This window comes from Ahniella affigens, from assembly GCF_003015185.1.
Classification (GTDB): domain Bacteria; phylum Pseudomonadota; class Gammaproteobacteria; order Xanthomonadales; family Ahniellaceae; genus Ahniella; species Ahniella affigens.
In genome coordinates, this window is sequence record NZ_CP027860.1 from 2,195,535 (window position 1) to 2,211,717 (window position 16,183).

Consider the following 16,183-nt stretch of genomic DNA (forward strand, 5'->3'; position numbering starts at 1 on the left):
GCTGCGAACTCGGCGTTGCATCCGCCCTGCCTCCTGACCCGATTGACAATGCCAATCGCGGCTGCGCTTCGCTGCCGCTCAGGAGAAAACAAACCATGTGCAAAGCTATTGACATCCCTTTGCCGAACGCGCGCTTCACGCGCTCGGTCCGAGCAACCACGCGCCTCGAACCGAAGCGTCGCAGCATACCGTTGTCTCGGCAGCGACACATCATCGGCCGCTATGCCCCGGGCGCTGGGCGCCCCGCCATTCCGTTCGAAAGCCATCTGGAGTGTTTGGCGATGCGCGCCATACACGAGCAGGCGCCTACTGCTGAAATCCAATCGCAGCCCACGACACTCTCGTTTGTCCACCGAGACCGAGTGCGCACGTACACCCCCGATTTGGTGGTGACGATGGGAGACGTGCCGCAGTTGCTGAGATCTCATGGTTTCGATTTCGTGACCTTCATCGAGATCAAGCCGTTCAAGCGCCTCAAGTACCTGCATCCCCTATGGCCACTGATTGTCCGGATTCTGCGCCACACGACCGGCGTCCCGCTGATCATATTGACAGATCGCGACCTGGCCACCTGGATGGCACGCGAGGTGCAGTCATGATCCTCGAAATGACCCCCGGTTGCCGCTACGCGCTGGGCGATCAGTTGGTTGAGATTGATGGCGCAAGATCGATGAGTACGGTGGCCGTTCGCAATGTCGCCACGGGCGCTACATCGATCGCTTCAACGGAGACTTTGCGGCCCGCGGGCAGCCGCCCGCTCGCCGAGGCGTCACCCAACGTAATCCCAGAAGTGCAGTGGCGCCGTGCTGTAGCCGCGGCGATACGACTGCGGCCGCTCGTGCCATTGCGCAAGGTGCCCAAGGACACCTTGATCGGGGTTGCGAGGGAACTGGGCATATCGGCGCGCACGGTCCAACGACGACTCACCACGCTGCGTCGATCAGAGCAGACCAGTGACCTGGTGCCGCTGCCGGGCGGGCGACGTCCAGGCAGCAAGCACCTGGATCCCGATGTTGAAGCGATTGTCGCCGAACAGATCGAGGCGCACTGGCTGGTTCGCGAGCCGATGGCGTTCGAAGACCTTTACGATCGCGTCCTGATAGCACTGGAGGCGATCAACAAACGCTTGAGTCGCAATGCCTTGCGTCGCCGACTGGCGGCGTTGGATGCCGCGCATGTCCTCAAACGCAAGCGCGGCAGGAAGTCAGCAAAACAACAGTATGAGGGTCGACCTGGAGGGCTGGTAGTCTCTAGACCACTGGAACTGGTTCAGATCGATCACACACCGGTAGACCTGATTCTGGTCTCGGACGATGCACTGCGCGAACCCGTTGGGCGCCCGTGGCTGACGATCGTGATCGACGTCGCCACCCGGGTGGTTCTCGGCTTCTATGTAAGCTTTGATGCGCCAAGTGCGACTTCTGTAGCCCTGGCACTGGAACACGCCGTGTTCCCGAAGGAAGGCTGGCTCAAGGCCTGTGGTGTCGACGCGCTCTGGCCGATGTATGGACGGCCGCTTGCGGTTCTTGTCGACAACGGCAAGGACTTTCACTCGGTAGCGCTGACCCGAGGCTGTGAACAGTATGGAATCACGCTGCAGTACCGTCCGGTCAAGACGCCCCATTTTGGCGCTCACATCGAACGCTTAATTGGCACCTTCATGCGACGCGTCCACCGGCTGCCGGGAACTACATTCAGCAACACGAAGGAGCGGGGCGACTATCCCAGCGAAGCCCGAGCGTCGATGACCTTGCGCGAGTTCCGGGCTTGGCTGGTCAATGAAATCACGACCTGGTACCACACCCGGGCGCACCGAACGCTCGGTCGATCGCCATCAACAGCGTGGACCGAAGGGCATACCGTTTCGGGAGTTTTGACGCCGCCCGCGGTCATCGGCGATGCCGTACGTTTTCGGGTGGGCTTCTTACCGCGCAAGCGCCGTGCGGTGACGCGCAGTGGGATTGAGTTGCACGGTGTCCACTATTGGCATGACGCCTTAGAATCGCTAGTCGGGCGGGGCGAGCCGGTCGATGCTTGCTACGACCCGCGTGATGTTCGCCAGATCTACGTCGAATTGCCAGACCATGCCGGATTGGTGGTGGTCCCGGAAGCCGCTGCAGCGTTACCGGCACTTTCGTTAACCGAGCATCGCCAGCAGCGGGCAGCTGAACGTGAACGCGTTCGCACTGCGGAAAAGGAGCTGGAAAGCGTAAGACTCCGGGGCGCGGGCCATAGCGACGCATTGGTTAGGGCGGCGCGAAGCGCAACATGCCTCGCTCGCCGCAAACCAAAGGCAGACTCGGCCACCGTGGTCGTGGTCACCGACCCGGCCCAAGCCCCGCATCGCGCAGCCGCACCAGCACGCACTCGGAGCACTCCTAAAGATCTATGTGCGCCGCCGCCATCGGTGACGTCGTTCGCTGTCGATGCTTGGGCTTAAGCAGAGGACATCGCTATGAAAAGCCCCCAACGCTACTCGCACCTTGACGATCACGCCGCCGCAGGGATGACGCTCCCCGATGACGAGCGCGTGCAGTTCATCCTCGCTGACCGCTTCATCCGGCATCGGGCTCTGAACAAACTCATGATTCACCTGGAGACCCTCGTGCTGGAGCCTCGCCGCGTCCGGGCTTGGGGTCTTGTCATCACCGGTGACCCCGGTGCGGGCAAGACGATGCTGGCAACCTCACTAAGTCGACGTTTCGCCCCGATAACGGCGACCGACGACGCGCCGCAGCAGGTACCCATCGTGTCGATCTCGATGACCGGTGCGCGAGAAGCCAAGACGATCTTCAATCGCACGCTCGAGGCACTCGGCATTCCGATCGTAGCAACTTTGCGTGGATCGGACCGCGAAGAATTGGCTATCCGCATGCTCCGTCAGTTGGGCGTGCGCCTACTCATCGTTGACGAGATCCAGGACATCCTGAATTCGACGCCGCGCCAGCAGCGGATTGCTCTGGACACTGTGAAGCTACTGATGAACGAGGTAAAGATTCCCATCCTTGCGCTGGGAATTCCCAAGGCGATTTTGGCGATGAAGGCGGATCCGCATCTCAACGCGCGTTTCGACTACCGGGAGCTGCCGTCGTGGAAAGACAACAACGACTTTGAAGTCCTCCTGCACTCGTTGGTCCGCAATCTGCCGCTCGCCAACCCGTCACACCTGACTACGACCACATTGGTACGGAGCATCCTGGAGCGCACTGAAGGCACCTTGGCGCGCATTGTGCGGCTGATCCGCTACGCCGCCGTCCACGCTATTCTGACCGGTCGCGAGTGCATCGATGCGCAGATGCTCGATCTGGCCGACGAGGTACCTGATCTAAGCGGTTTGACGCCACCGCAGGAAGCGGGGATTGAGCGGGGCAGCGCGGGCCGGAGGCAGGCCGCATGAGTATGGTGCTGACACGCGACTGCGTTCACCGCTTGCCAATCGCGCCCCCAGCACCGGACGAAACCATCAGTTCGGTACTCGATCGCGCGGCGTGCCTCATGGGCACGTCGCGCGAAGCGCTGCTTGCGGCCATCGAACTCCCAGATGCGGGTGACGGGCGCGATCTCGATGACGCACTGCTGCCGCTCGCCGCGGAGATCGCCCGGGCGCTGTGCTGGGACCGCGAGTGGCACCCGCCAGCGCCGCCGGTGCCCACGCGGCGACTTGCGGCGAGTGCTCGCAATGCGTTTTGTGCTCATTGTTGGGTCGAGGATCTCGCCACCGCACGGGGAACCTACTTTCGAACGACCTGGCTGGACGCTATGGTGCCCTGGTGTGCGCGTCACCAGACACCGCTTGACACAATGTTGAGTCGATACCCCGAGCGACGGCGCACCATCCTGGTCGCTTCCGAGGCAGCCACCGCAGAACATCGGAAGGAGGCCGAGTCATTGCGGAACCGCCTGGATGGCAGCGTGGACGGAGCGGCCCAAGAAGCGGCGCGGATCGCCTGCGAACTTGGGCGCCATCTGCCGCTGCACGACGAGCCTGTGCCGCCATGGCCGAACGGGTGGCGCGGCAATGCGGCACTGGCCCAACTGCTGTTGAAAACGGCGTTGGATCGACTTTCGGTCGGCACCGATTTGCCGGTGCATGCGGTGCTATGGCCGGATGCTGGTGCTGGCCGATGGGGTGGGGTGTTCCGGGTGGGGAAGGCAATCGGACGTAGCGTTCGCGCGGACGGATTAGGCCCACACTTTTGCGCCATCGCCGACCCCGCCGTTCGGCGCGCCGCCCTGTACTTTGTCGCCCTGGCCCTGGTGCCGAACACGCCGTTGCCGGCGTTTTACCGGCTGGCGGGGCATGTCGCAGCGGCACACCATGACTGGTGGCACCGCGTGATCTGGCCAAGCCTGTTGGGAGGACAAGCCGATGATTTGGTTTACGCTGTATCCAGCCTCGGTGACTGCGGCGCAGATTGGGCTGCAGCTCGTACACCGCCGACTGCCATCTCATCGCTTCGCCCCAAGCGACGTTCTCCCGAATCCGTCGCGCCCGACCGGCATCGGCTGCCGCGGAACTGGGTCAGGCACTGGCGCCCTTTGTTGGCGAATCGTCGGGATTTTCCCTGACCTTGCTGGTGATCGAACCAGGCTCGCAATCTGGCCCTCCGGCGGCCAGTTCACCGGCGCGATGGTGAGGGCCGGTTGAAGAGCTCGACGTCGAGCGGTTGCGAGATCTCTTGTTCGAACGCTGCGCGCGACTTGGAGAACCTGTGCAACATTGACGATCACGTCCAGGCTTTTATGGCCTCGCAACTCGGGATGGACTCCGAGGCGTAGTGCCCGCAAAGGCATGCGATGCATACCGTTCCTTCTGTGCAGGTGCATCGGGCAGCTGCCACCACGGGTTTGTCGCTGAGCTGGCTGAAATAAGCGGGGACGAGCGGCCCTAAGTCCCAGGAATGCCTGACCGCGGACCCACCGTCATCCGTCAGCCCAATCGATAGCGGAACACTGGAGCGTTGCAACGGTGTCCCGCTATTGATCTCAAGCAACCCGGAGCAGCCCAAGGAGTGTTCCACCGTCGTCGATACGGGATCACGCACCCCTGTCGGCACCGGCGGCTTCTCTCAATTACTTCGCGTCGGCGTTGTGCCATAACGAAACTGCTTGCGCCAGAACGCGAGCGGCGACGGCGCCAAACGCTGCCGACCACACTACGCCTTTTGTATCAGCCCCCTCTGGTCTTGAACTTGTGATTACAGCCGCCGTTTCGACATTGTCACGTTCTTTGCCAATGCTTCGACTTCAGATTAGGGACCAAAGTGTGCCAAAGGTGCGAGACGTTCAATGCGGTTTGGCGGGTGGCTTGACCTCTGTGCCGTCTATCAGAAAGGGGATCGCGTCAGTGGGTATGCCACCGAGTAGGCTTGGCCTTGGCGTCTCAGACGACGTCTCTGCGCGCGAAAAGGGTGCCAATGTCACGGGCCTAGTCCGGCAATGCGTCGCTCGAACTCCTGAACGAAGCGGGGCAGTGTCCGCCCGAGAATGGTGACCAAATCGCGCAACTGAACGAGGTCCAAGCGCCGCTGTCCGCGTTCGACATCGCTGATAAACGATTGCGTGCGACCGAGGCGTTCGGAAAGTTCGGTTTGCTTCAGGCCGGCCGCGATTCGGTACTCGCGGATCAGAGCAACCAGAATCTGGGCTTCTTGGCGATGGATGGACTTCGGCATGGCAATCCGGATTGCGGGGCCGATAGAAGCTAGATACGATTTCCAGATATCTAAAAATCAGATATTCCCTGACATTCGACTTTGAGCCACGCCATGCCTGACTTTCGAACGGTTCGACGCACTTTTGGAATCCTGATGCTGCTATTTGCAGCCAGTGCTGCAGTTGCGGGAACGCCTGAACCTTCAGTGACATTGATTCAGCTCGATCCGCAGTTGCAGACCACTTTGACCGTGACCCAGCGCGTCCGGGCCAAAGAACATCGCAAGGGCTTTGCAAAGCTATTTCCGGCGTCGGGCAGCTTGCTGATCGAGCCTGGCCGTTACGCCATTACGCTTGGTCTTCGGTCGGCTGAACGAGAATGGCTGCTGGTTCCGTACCAGGTTCGGTCCAACAATCAGTTCTTGTCTCCCGATAGCCGGGTGAGTGTGGTGTCAGGTTGTCAGTCGTGGTTCCGACGATTCCTGGCTTTGGATCGATCGACGCTGCGTTTCGAGCCGAAAATTTGGCGGATCCACGATCACCGGTGTGAGACGGGCCTAGCAGAGTCCAGTATCGAGGGCGCCTGGAGTCGAGCGATCGACATTTTGGAACCGGGAAGCCTGCATGTGAGCGCAATGACCTTGCGCGCCTCAATGGGCGCCATCGAGCAGGTTGCGAACGTACCTGACCCAGCGACTGAAAGTCAGCAAGCAGCCGGTCCGCTTGACCAAGCACCGATGCCACTTCAAATCGGTGCGCGTCTATGTAAAGACCAGGGTCAGTGGGCCTTTGTCGGCTTTATGCAAGCTGTTAGTCCCGACAAGGGCAAGATTCAGGTCCGGATCGTGTCGAAACAACGCGGGCTGCAGGCGAGTCCGTTGCCCGATTTTGAAACGCAAATCACCTGGGAGTCGCCAGATCTTTGGCACTTGTGCGAGTGAGACCTGGTGCCAGGGGCTGGCCAGAAAGCGGTCGCATGTTCCCCGACGTTCGTTGTTTCTGCGTGCGCTCGGCGCTCAACTCATTGTGGTAGGCTGGCTGCGGTCAGTTGCCTGGCAATGCTTTCCAGGTCGCCGGACTGTCCAGGCTCGTGAGAGTCTCACGGCGGACCCTCGGCTCGAAAACGCCTCGTTCGCTGGGCCTCGGTGTTTCCCCTAGCACCGGGGCCAAATTTGGCTTCGGCGTCAACAGTCTTTAGAGCGGTACCGAGACCGGCATGCAATTTCGACGCAATGGCGGGTGCAGGACGCCTCGCGGGATCCCAAATAGGTCTTTGCAGACGTGGCCGAGTTGAGTGACAATCGCCGGGAACTCTGCTGATCACCCTCGGTCTATTGCCATCATGTTGCGCCGACTTACTCTGTGGTTTCTAATGGTGACACTGGTCCTGAATGGGACGGTGACGCCTTTGGCCATGGCGCATGGCATGCACCCAGGGATGACAATGAGTATGCACACTGGGACGCATGAGTCACATCTGACCGCAATGACGTCGGAACACGGGAAGATGGCGCACCAACATCGGTCAGAGTCGACTCGCCAGGAGCAAGCGCCCAGCAAGCCCATCAAGCCTTCACCGGGCGGTTGTTGTGATGGTCAGAGTTGCCAATGCGGTTGTGTGCTGCCGCCAGCGTTGGCGTTTTCACTAGGTGCCGTGATTCCGCCCGAGTTCGACGTCGTGCGGCCGATTCCTGTTGTCACACATTGCGTCGCCTATCGCGGCCATCCGCCGTTCCGTCCCCCAAGTCCTTAATCGGCTAAATCCTGTCGCGCCTGATGCCTGTTGAGGTGTCGGGTTTTCTGTGACTGTGGCCCTTGACGCTCCCAACTTGGGATGCGGGCTGCCATTGAGGAAGTATTCATGGCTTTTTTGTTCCGAGCTGCCGCACTCTGCGCGGCAGTAATGGGCTTGGCGGCGTGTGCCAGCCTTCCGCGCGAACGCGGCGATTCCGAAACGCGCGATCTAATTGCCAGTCGGCGGCCATTGCCGCCGAACTGGTCCCCTCTATCGCTTGAACCAAGGCCGCCAATTCCGACCGAGGCGCTTGAGGTCGAACAAGCGGTTCAACTGGCGTTCTTTTACAACCCGCAGATACGGGAGCAATTTGCCCGCCTGGGCATCGGCCGTGCTGATCTCGAAGACGCGCGGCGCATTGCGAATCCGAGTCTGGGCTATGTGCGCTTGGCGCCGAGTGCTGGGGATAGCCGTCAGGTGACGCGAAGCTTGACCTTTGGGCTGACAGAACTACTGCTGCTGCCGGTGCGCAAGCGTTTGGCAAGCGGTGAACTTGAGCGTATCGAGAGCGACGTTGCGAACTCGGCACTGTCGTTGGCTACGGCGGTCGAAATTGCTTGGTTTGAGGCGGTCAGTGCGCAGCAAGTGGCCGCTATGCGGAGTCTGGTTGCACGGGCAGCCGAGGGCAGTGCAAAGCTCGCTCAACGCTATTTTGATGCCGGTAACATTAGCGCGCTGCAACTGGCGCAAGAACAAGCGGCCGCGACCGAAGCGCGAATCGATGCTGTGACCGCAGACACGGCGGCATTGCGTGCCCGGCATGCACTCGCTGGCTTGGTCGGGCTTCGGGCCGAACAAGGCTGGATCATTCCGACTGAACTGCCAGCGCCGAAGAAGGATGCGTACGCTCCAGAAACGCTCACGACCCTTGCCCTGAGTTCGCGGTTGGATCTCAAATCGGCGCAGCAGGTGGTGGCGCTCCGGGAGCAGGCACTCGGTGCGAGCCGTCGTTGGCGCTGGCTCGGGGGGGTAGAAGTCGGTTACGAACGCGAACGGGAGTTTGATGGTGCGCGTACACGGGGACCGGTTGCATCGTTGGCATTGCCGATTTTCAACCAGGGACAGGGGGCCATTGGGCGTGCTGACGCTGCGCTGGTGCAAGCTCGCGCCGATCTGGATGCCACCGTTCTCAGCGTCCAGAATGACGTGCGCTTGGGATGGGAGTCGCTGACGGTCAATCGCAAGATCGCCGAGCGCTGGCGCGATGACTTGGTGCCCAATCGAGAAACGATCGTGGCACAGACGCAGGCGCGCGTGAACTTCATGTTGGTCGGCGTGTTCGAACTGCTCTTGGCCAAGCAGCAATCGTACGACGCCTATCAGGCTTACTTAGAATCCGTTCGAGATTACTGGGTGGCTCGGGCCAACCTTCGCGGCACAGTCGGCGGGCGTCTGCCTGATGACGGCACGGTAACCGAACCGACTCTGGGTGTGCAGGTCGTGCTGCCGGCTGAGGCCGTGGGCATGAGCGACCCCGTCTCGTCGCCTCGGGCGTCTGCGCCAGATCCCCATGCCGGGCACCGGATGCCGGATCAAGCATCGATGGCCGATCCGCACGCCGGACATCAGACTTCGGGGCAAGCACCCATGGTCAATCCGCATGCAGGCCACCAGATGTCGGGTATGCCGATGTCCGACCCGCCAGCACGGGAGCCAGTGACGGAGAGGTCACCGCCGGCTGTCGAAATGCCGAAGCCAGAACCCCAGGCCCATGACCACCAGCCTGCGATGGCAGCGCCGGCCGAATCGGATCCAACCGCGCCGGCGCCCATGTCTCCCGATGAGCCGCTCGTCGAGGACCCTGAATCCGACTCCCATCAGCCACATTCACACGGAGACCGTCCATGAAGCTATCGCGTCGTCGTTGGTTCAATTTTGCCGGCCTTGGCGCCTTGGCACCGCTGGGCTTGTTGCCGAAACTGAGTCAAGCGCAAGAGCACGATGCGCATCTGGGCGCCCGTTCAAAAGGAGAATGGCTCGATCGCGCAGCACCCAAGGCCCCGCCATCGGCGCCAACGAGTGCATTCAATCCCGTGCGGACGCTCAATGGCTGGACGCTACCGCACCGAATGGTGGACGGCGTCAAAGAGTTTCATTTGGTCGCTGAGGAAATCGAGCATGAGTTTGCGCCTGGGTCGCGCGCCAAGTGCTGGGGCTACAACGGATCGACCCCCGGGCCAACCCTGGAGGCGGTGGAGGGTGATCGGGTCCGTATATACGTGACCAATCGGCTACCCGAACACACCAGTGTGCACTGGCACGGGATCATGCTGCCCAGTGGCATGGATGGTGTGGGTGGGCTTTCGCAACCGCACATCAAACCAGGCGAAACCTACGTCTATGAGTTTGTCCTCAATCAGCATGGCACCCACATGTATCACCCGCATGCTGATGAGATGGTGCAACTGGCGGTCGGAATGATGGGAATGTTCATCATTCATCCTCGCGCGGGTGAGCCGGAACCGATTGATCGTGACTATGTTGTGCTGCTTCATAACTGGGCCTTGCATCCGGGAACGTATCGGCCCGACCCCTCGGTCATGCAGAACTTTGATCTTTGGACCATGAACAGCAAGGTCTTTCCAGCCATTGAGCCGATGGTCGCTCGCACCGGCGACCGCGTGCGGATCCGGGTCGCCAACTTGTCGATGTGGAATCATCCAATCCACATGCATGGCCCAAAATTCCTGGTGACCGGCGGCGATGGAGGCCGCTGGCCGCGCACGCAATGGCGCTCTGAGGTCACCGAGATAGTTGGTGTCGGGCAAATTCGCGATTTCGAATTCGTCGCATTGCCGGGTGACTGGGCCTTTCACTGTCATATGTCGCATCACACGATGAATGCGATGGGCCATGAGCTCCCAAATGCCCTAGGCGTTGATCAGTCTGGAGTAGCTGAAGAAATTCGGCAGTTGTTGCCCGGATTCATGCCCATGGGGCAGGGCGGCATGGCGGAGCACCAGGAGCACACCGATTCGGGGCATATGCAAGGCCCGGAAAACACGTTGCCGATGATGATGGGCAAGGGACCGTTCGGCAATTTGGAAATGGGCGGCATGTTTACGGTGATCAAGGTGCGCGATGACCTTGCTGCCAATGATTATCGGGATCCGGGCTGGTACCCGAATCCGCGAGGCACGGTCGCACACCGGATCAGCACTGACCCTGACTTTGGCGCGCCAACCCGGCGTGCGCCACTCCCTGGCTCACCGGCGCCTCTCGAGGCCAAACCGATGGACCATGCTTCCATGAAACACAGTTAAGGAGACCTTATCAATGAGCACGCTAAAGACTTTGTTGGTGCTGGGTGCCTTGGGTGCGGCTGGCGCGGCTGCAACGATTGGATTTGGTTGGTACAACGTGGCAGCTGATGATCCGCACTGGCCAGTTACCTATCGAGTGATCGATCTGGCCCGAGCGCGCTCGATTTCGGTTCGCGCTGAGGATATCGAAGTTCCAGATCTGCGCGATCCTGAGCTCATCCGTAGCGGCGCTGGTAATTACAGCGCGATGTGTGTGACGTGTCATTTGAGTCCGGGTGCCGAAGAAACTGAGCTCAGTGTCGGGCTCTACCCCAAGCCACCGCGGTGGGACGCACTGGGGCAAGCTGATCCACGTGCGGCGTTTTGGGTCCTGAAGCACGGCATCAAAGCATCAGGGATGCCGGCTTGGGGAAAAAGCATGGACGACAAGTACCTCTGGGGCATGGTCGCCTTCATCAAGCAGTTTCCGACGATGACGGCAGCGCAATACCGCGAGCAAATCGCGGCCAGTCCGGGCCACGATCATGGTGGGGGCGAGACTGACGTCGGCGCAGGCGATCCGCACGCGGGCAGTCATTCGTCCCCCTCATCCTCGTTTGAACCGGAAGCCGATCCCATGGCCGGCGACGACCCAGTGACCGACGCCCACGCGTCATCGGAAGGACACGATCACTAGGTCATCAGGGGGCGATCTCCCCACCTGAATTCAGCTCCCTCTCATTCGAATCCAATCAACCCAAGTCAACTCAAATCTTACGAGGACTACACAATGAACACATTTACCCATCGACTTGTCATGGCCTCCATGCTGGCCCTCAGTGCGCCGATTGCTTGGTCGCACGGAACCGAGCAGCACAAGGCTTCGATGATTGAAGCCGGCCGGACGACGGCCAAGGCATCGGTATCGATCCCAATGGCGGCCGATGATGCAGTCGCCGCGCTGGAACGGTTCAGCAACGCATTGGCAGCGGGTGATCTGCCGGCCGCCAGTCAAGAGCTGTCGCCAACCGTACTGATCCTCGAGAGTGGCGGGGCCGAGCGTAGCCGCGACGAATACTTGAACGGTCACGCCAAACACGATGCCGAATTCCTGAAGTCCGCTCAGATCACCCTGAACCGCCGAACCGCGAGTGTTTCCGGTGATCTGGTCTGGGTTGCCAGCGAGTCGCAGATCCACGCCATGAAGGGCGAACAAATGCTGATGATCTTGTCGACCGAAACGGCGGTTTTGCAGAAGGTCGGCAAGAGTTGGCAGATCGTCCACTTGCATTGGTCGTCGAGGGCACAGAAATGAGACGCTACCTGCTCACGCGATTTTCCCGAATAATGTGGGTGGTCATGGCGGCGTTGGCCGGGACCAGCGCGTGCGCGCGGGGCCCGGACAGTCGACCAGCAAACGCGCCAGCGGCGCCGACTCATTCGGCGCATGCCCAGAAGCCCCTCGTGGTGGTGCATAAGTCACCGAGCTGCGGTTGTTGCGGCAAGTGGGTCGAACACTTGGAACAGGCGGGGTTTCCGGTGGAGGTGCGGAATGACTCGGACTTGTCAGCCCTGAAATCACGCCTCGGCATTCCCCCCGAAATGGTCTCGTGCCACACGGCCGAAGTCGATGGCTATGTAATCGAGGGACATGTTCCAGTTACGGACTTGGAGCGCTTGCTGGCCGAGCGGCCACCGGCTCGGGGGCTGGTCCTGCCCGGCATGCCACTGGGTTCGCCCGGCATGGAAGTGCCTAACGGCCGGAAGGACGCTTTTAGCGTTGAATTGCTCGACAAGCAGGGTAACACCCGTACGTTTCAGCAGCACCCGAGTCAATGAAGAGCTCGGGCGCCTCGGCTCTCGATCACTTTTGCACCCGAAGTTAGTGCTCTGGTTCCCGGCGGCCACCATTACCAGGGGTCGCCGGGATGAATGTCAACCAACTTTTGACAGGCCTTAACCATGAAATCGTCACGCAGCCGGTATCTTAGCCGCCATGATGCGAATCGACGTGCGCGAACCATGAAGATCCTATTGATCGAAGATGAAGGCAAGATTGGTGACTACCTCAAGCGTGGCTTGAGCGAAGCCGGGTTCACCACCGATTGGGTGCAGGATGGCTTGACCGGACAGCAGATGGCCATGGAGGAAGACTACGGCCTGGTAATTCTGGACGTCATGTTGCCTGAACGCGATGGCTATGCGCTGCTTCGCCACATTCGTGAGGCGGGCGTGCAGACGCCAGTGATTTTCCTGACGGCGCGAGATCAGATAGAGGATCGCGTGCATGGACTGGAACTGGGCGCCGATGACTATCTGGTCAAACCGTTCGCTTTTTCGGAACTTTTGGCGCGGCTTCGCAGTTTGCTGCGACGGTCGCCGGTCCGAGAGGGCGAGACCCTACAAGTAGCCGACCTGGAGCTGGATTTGCGGCGTCGACGGGCATTTCGAAAAGGGCAGCGAATCGATTTGACGGCCAAGGAATTTGCTTTGCTGGAGTTATTGATGCGTCGGGAAGGGGAAATCCTGCCGCGGGCTTTGATCGCATCGCAGGTGTGGGATATGAATTTTGACAGTGACACCAATGTCGTGGAGGTGGCGATCCGGCGTTTGCGGACCAAAGTGGACACGGACTTTGAGGTCCGCTTGATCCACACGATCCGCGGCATGGGTTATGTGTTGGAGCCTCCGGGTGCGGCGCCCGTCATTGCATAGTTCGATCGCCTGGCGCATCACGCTCGCCTATACGGTGTTGGCGGCGGTGGTTTTTGCTATGGTCGCGATTGTGATCCATCTCGCCGTGGAGCAGCATTTTCAAGGCCAGGACCGAAAGGCTTGGGAGGGCAAGTTTGAGCTCATCGGGCATATTTTGGATGATTGGCGAGGGGAGCAAGATAATGCTGCCGTATTCGCGTTGTTAAGCGATGCCATGGTCGGCCACCATAATCTCCTGGTCCGGGTTGACGACCCGACCGCCAATTTCCGATTCGTCAGTGGCCACGCTGACATCCCGCCCTTGTCCGAGGCGCGTGTTTCGGCCCTGCTACCGGGTACCTTTCGACCGATTGCCTGGTCGGGAGCAACCGCCGCTTTTCAAGGTCTGACCACCCAACTACCCACCGGAAGGCGGGGCCATTTCATGGAAGTCACCGTTGCCTCCGACATTTCCCGGCATCAAGAAATCCTGTCGACGTTTGATACCCAACTGGCCTTGATTTGCGGCATGGCGCTTCTGGTCATGGCGGGTTTGTCGGTGGTGACAACGCGACGTGGTTTGGCGCCGATCGCCGACATGGCGGCGGTGGCCGAATCGATCTCAGCGCAACAATTGCAGGAACGGCTGCCCGTGCAGGAGGTGCCCATTGAGCTGCGGCCTTTGGCGGAAGCATTCAATGGTATGTTGGATCGCCTCAGCGATTCACTGCAGCGACTGACTGATTTTTCCTCTGATCTTGCTCACGAGCTTCGAACGCCGATCAGCAATCTGATGATGCAAACGCAGGTCAGTCTGTCGAAGCGGCGCAGTGAAGACGAGTATCGCGAGGTGTTGTATTCCGCACTGGAGGAGTATGAGGACTTGGCTCGCATGATCAGCGACATGCTGTTCCTGGCCAAAGCGGATCACGGTCTGGTGATTCCGACCCGGGAGCAGATCGATCTAGCGCAGGAAGTCACTGCGGTCTTCGAGTTTTATGATGCCCTGGCCTCGGAACGGGGCGTGCGTCTCAAACATCACGGTCAGGCGAGCATCCAAGGCGATCGTGTGATGATTCGGCGCGCACTGGGCAATTTGCTCGCCAATGCGATTCGCTTTACGCCGCGTGGTGGCATGATTCGTGTCGACATCACACGCTCGTCTGAGGCGGCCTCAATCCTGGTCGAAAATCCGGGACCGACGATTCCGCCTGAACAAATGGTGAGGTTGTTTAACCGGTTCTATCGCGGCAGCGCCTCGCGCACCCGTACCGACGAGGGGGCGGGGCTGGGATTGGCGATCTGCCAATCTATTGTGCGCGCGCATGGTGGGGATGTATCGGTGGCCTCGTTTGCCGGCGTGACGCGATTCGTCATGCAGTTCCCGATGGAACTTGCCGGCCTCCACGGTGAGGCTGAAGGAAGCGAACCCGGACCGCGTCCACGGCGGCCGCACTGAACGTCGGGATTCGACTGGACTGGCTGCTAATTGCCTAGTTGCGATTGGCATTGGCACAAGCAAAGCGAGTTGGGTCAACAGCGACCGTTCAGCTCGAGCTTGAATCATCCGATTCTGGATCGGTATCACCCGTCTGATGTCGCGCTGGAAAAAACGCGACCGGTGGTTCTGGCGAAATGCCCATCTCATAGCAGAGCACATACAACTTCTGCGCAGAATAGGGCATGAGCAGTGCAAAGACCTGATCGAGAAACTTCAAAACAATCGCGTTGTCATCGGGACTGATCGGATAAGCCTTGCGATTAACGTGCATGAAGGCACTGATCACCACACTGGCGTCGTAAAAGGGCTGCCCTTCGACATCCACGGCGGACACGAAGTGCCGGTACACAACGCGAGCCGCTTGGAATTCAGGCGCGCCCTCGGCGTGGTCCGATGACAAGGTTCCATCTTCGAGTTCCAGCAATTCAACGCCAGAATTGACCGCTGCCTGAACGCCTTTTCGACGTGCGCTTACTTTGGCGTCGATGCCATCAATCTGGATCGAACTAATCTGCACGGATGGTTTGACGATCATATCGGTTAGGCGCTGTCTTGCACGACTTCGTGAGTCAAAACGTAGGACTTATCAACCAGTTTGAGAAAGGGTTTTCTCAGGCCAGCAGCGCTTGTGCTCGCGACGCGGGCGCTCTGCAGCAGATGCGCCTTCACCGCCAATTTTACTTCCGCGTTGATCGTGCTGCCCTTGCTCGCCGCAAGCGTCGCGAGCGCATAATGATCCACTTTGCTGTCGAGGCGGACCTGCAAGGTCCCGCTAAAGGACTCCTCCGGACGAATGCCGCGCGCTTTGCAATCATCTAGATAGTCGTCAATCGTGGCGTGAAAATCCCGTTCGGCCTCACTGGGTGTCTCGCCTTCAAACAACAGTGCAGCGCGGACATTTGCCACGCGGCCGACAATCATCTTTGCATCAAGATCGATTTCGAGCGTTGCATAGTAGCCGCGATATTGAAGCGCATGGGTCATATCAATTCTGCCTCGATTAGCGTCTCAAGCACGTAACGAATGTAGATGCGTTTGACGGGTTGGCTACCATGAGGTTCGTGAAGACTGATCGGTGCCAAATTGTCGGCGCGCCAGAATTTGCGACGCGAACCGGCACCGTTGCTGAGCTGGTAGCCGAGAGCCGTCAGGACGGCAACCAGTTCATCCCAGCCGTAATCAGTCGGGATCGAGCGGAGTCGTTCGAGCCTTCTATCTTGCCGCGTCATGGTTGTAACTAATGCATAGTTGCAGAATAGGGCGGTTTGTCTCAGTGCGCAAGTCCCGACCAATTTT

17 protein-coding genes are annotated in these 16,183 nt (G+C 60.0%); 13 read left to right on the forward strand and 4 right to left on the reverse strand.

Features of this window, described 5'->3' with window-relative positions; all coding sequences use genetic code 11:
* Positions 1-95 precede the first annotated feature (95 nt).
* The 4 genes from C7S18_RS24175 to C7S18_RS08335 are packed head-to-tail and all read left to right on the forward strand — an operon-like array spanning position 96 to position 4,569.
* Positions 96-599, forward strand: a complete 504-nt coding sequence (locus C7S18_RS24175; protein ID WP_146151823.1) for a hypothetical protein — start codon at positions 96-98, stop codon at positions 597-599.
* Positions 596-2,440: a Mu transposase C-terminal domain-containing protein gene (locus tag C7S18_RS08325; RefSeq protein ID WP_170113179.1), complete on the forward strand. Its 1,845-nt coding sequence runs from the start codon at positions 596-598 to the stop codon at positions 2,438-2,440. The genes C7S18_RS24175 and C7S18_RS08325 overlap by 4 nt, the downstream gene beginning before the upstream one ends.
* Before the next feature lie 15 nt (positions 2,441-2,455).
* Complete coding sequence (locus C7S18_RS08330) at positions 2,456-3,397, forward strand: TniB family NTP-binding protein (protein ID WP_106891123.1); 942 nt, start codon at positions 2,456-2,458, stop codon at positions 3,395-3,397.
* Entirely contained in the window at positions 3,394-4,569 is a 1,176-nt protein-coding gene (locus C7S18_RS08335) for a TniQ family protein (RefSeq protein ID WP_106891124.1), read from the forward strand. Before C7S18_RS08330 ends, C7S18_RS08335 begins: the two co-directional genes overlap by 4 nt.
* Before the next feature lie 851 nt (positions 4,570-5,420).
* Here C7S18_RS08335 and C7S18_RS08340 read toward each other — a convergent pair.
* Positions 5,421-5,675, reverse strand: a complete 255-nt coding sequence (locus C7S18_RS08340) for a helix-turn-helix domain-containing protein (protein WP_106891125.1) — start codon at positions 5,673-5,675, stop codon at positions 5,421-5,423.
* Positions 5,676-5,768: 93 nt separating this feature from the next.
* On the opposite strand from C7S18_RS08340, the gene C7S18_RS08345 reads away from it, so the two are divergent.
* From C7S18_RS08345 to C7S18_RS08380, 9 genes are all read left to right on the forward strand, one after another.
* The gene (locus tag C7S18_RS08345) at positions 5,769-6,596 is read left to right on the forward strand and encodes a hypothetical protein (RefSeq protein ID WP_106891126.1); all 828 of its coding nucleotides are present in this window, start codon (positions 5,769-5,771) and stop codon (positions 6,594-6,596) included.
* A gap of 473 nt (positions 6,597-7,069) precedes the next feature.
* A complete protein-coding gene (locus tag C7S18_RS25295) occupies positions 7,070-7,408 on the forward strand; it encodes a hypothetical protein (RefSeq protein WP_425481097.1) in 339 nt (112 codons plus the stop codon).
* A 108-nt stretch (positions 7,409-7,516) separates the two neighbouring features.
* Positions 7,517-9,298 carry a TolC family protein gene (locus C7S18_RS08350; RefSeq protein WP_170113180.1) on the forward strand — a complete coding sequence of 594 codons (1,782 nt, stop codon included), beginning with the start codon at positions 7,517-7,519 and terminating at the stop codon, positions 9,296-9,298.
* A complete protein-coding gene (locus C7S18_RS08355) occupies positions 9,295-10,713 on the forward strand; it encodes a multicopper oxidase family protein (protein ID WP_106891128.1) in 1,419 nt (472 codons plus the stop codon). Before C7S18_RS08350 ends, C7S18_RS08355 begins: the two co-directional genes overlap by 4 nt.
* A gap of 13 nt (positions 10,714-10,726) precedes the next feature.
* Positions 10,727-11,389: a c-type cytochrome gene (locus C7S18_RS08360; RefSeq protein ID WP_106891129.1), complete on the forward strand. Its 663-nt coding sequence runs from the start codon at positions 10,727-10,729 to the stop codon at positions 11,387-11,389.
* Positions 11,390-11,482: 93 nt separating this feature from the next.
* On the forward strand, positions 11,483-12,007 hold the full coding sequence (locus tag C7S18_RS08365) for a nuclear transport factor 2 family protein (RefSeq protein ID WP_106891130.1): 525 nt from the start codon (positions 11,483-11,485) through the stop codon (positions 12,005-12,007).
* Positions 12,004-12,531 (forward strand): DUF411 domain-containing protein, encoded by a 528-nt coding sequence (locus tag C7S18_RS08370; protein WP_240624002.1) that lies wholly within the window; start codon positions 12,004-12,006, stop codon positions 12,529-12,531. The genes C7S18_RS08365 and C7S18_RS08370 overlap by 4 nt, the downstream gene beginning before the upstream one ends.
* Before the next feature lie 183 nt (positions 12,532-12,714).
* Positions 12,715-13,407, forward strand: coding sequence for a heavy metal response regulator transcription factor (locus C7S18_RS08375; RefSeq protein WP_106891131.1), 693 nt, complete (start codon positions 12,715-12,717; stop codon positions 13,405-13,407).
* Positions 13,385-14,845 (forward strand): heavy metal sensor histidine kinase, encoded by a 1,461-nt coding sequence (locus tag C7S18_RS08380; RefSeq protein ID WP_170113181.1) that lies wholly within the window; start codon positions 13,385-13,387, stop codon positions 14,843-14,845. The genes C7S18_RS08375 and C7S18_RS08380 overlap by 23 nt, the downstream gene beginning before the upstream one ends.
* 88 nt (positions 14,846-14,933) lie before the next feature.
* Here C7S18_RS08380 and C7S18_RS08385 read toward each other — a convergent pair whose 3' ends face one another.
* From C7S18_RS08385 to C7S18_RS08395, 3 genes are read right to left on the reverse strand one after another with little or no spacing between them, the layout of a single operon-like run.
* Positions 14,934-15,422: a class I SAM-dependent methyltransferase gene (locus C7S18_RS08385; protein ID WP_106891133.1), complete on the reverse strand. Its 489-nt coding sequence runs from the start codon at positions 15,420-15,422 to the stop codon at positions 14,934-14,936.
* A gap of 5 nt (positions 15,423-15,427) precedes the next feature.
* Positions 15,428-15,871 (reverse strand): type II toxin-antitoxin system HicB family antitoxin, encoded by a 444-nt coding sequence (locus C7S18_RS08390; protein WP_106891134.1) that lies wholly within the window; start codon positions 15,869-15,871, stop codon positions 15,428-15,430.
* On the reverse strand, positions 15,868-16,116 hold the full coding sequence (locus C7S18_RS08395) for a type II toxin-antitoxin system HicA family toxin (RefSeq protein WP_106891135.1): 249 nt from the start codon (positions 16,114-16,116) through the stop codon (positions 15,868-15,870). Before C7S18_RS08395 ends, C7S18_RS08390 begins: the two co-directional genes overlap by 4 nt.
* Positions 16,117-16,183 lie beyond the last annotated feature (67 nt).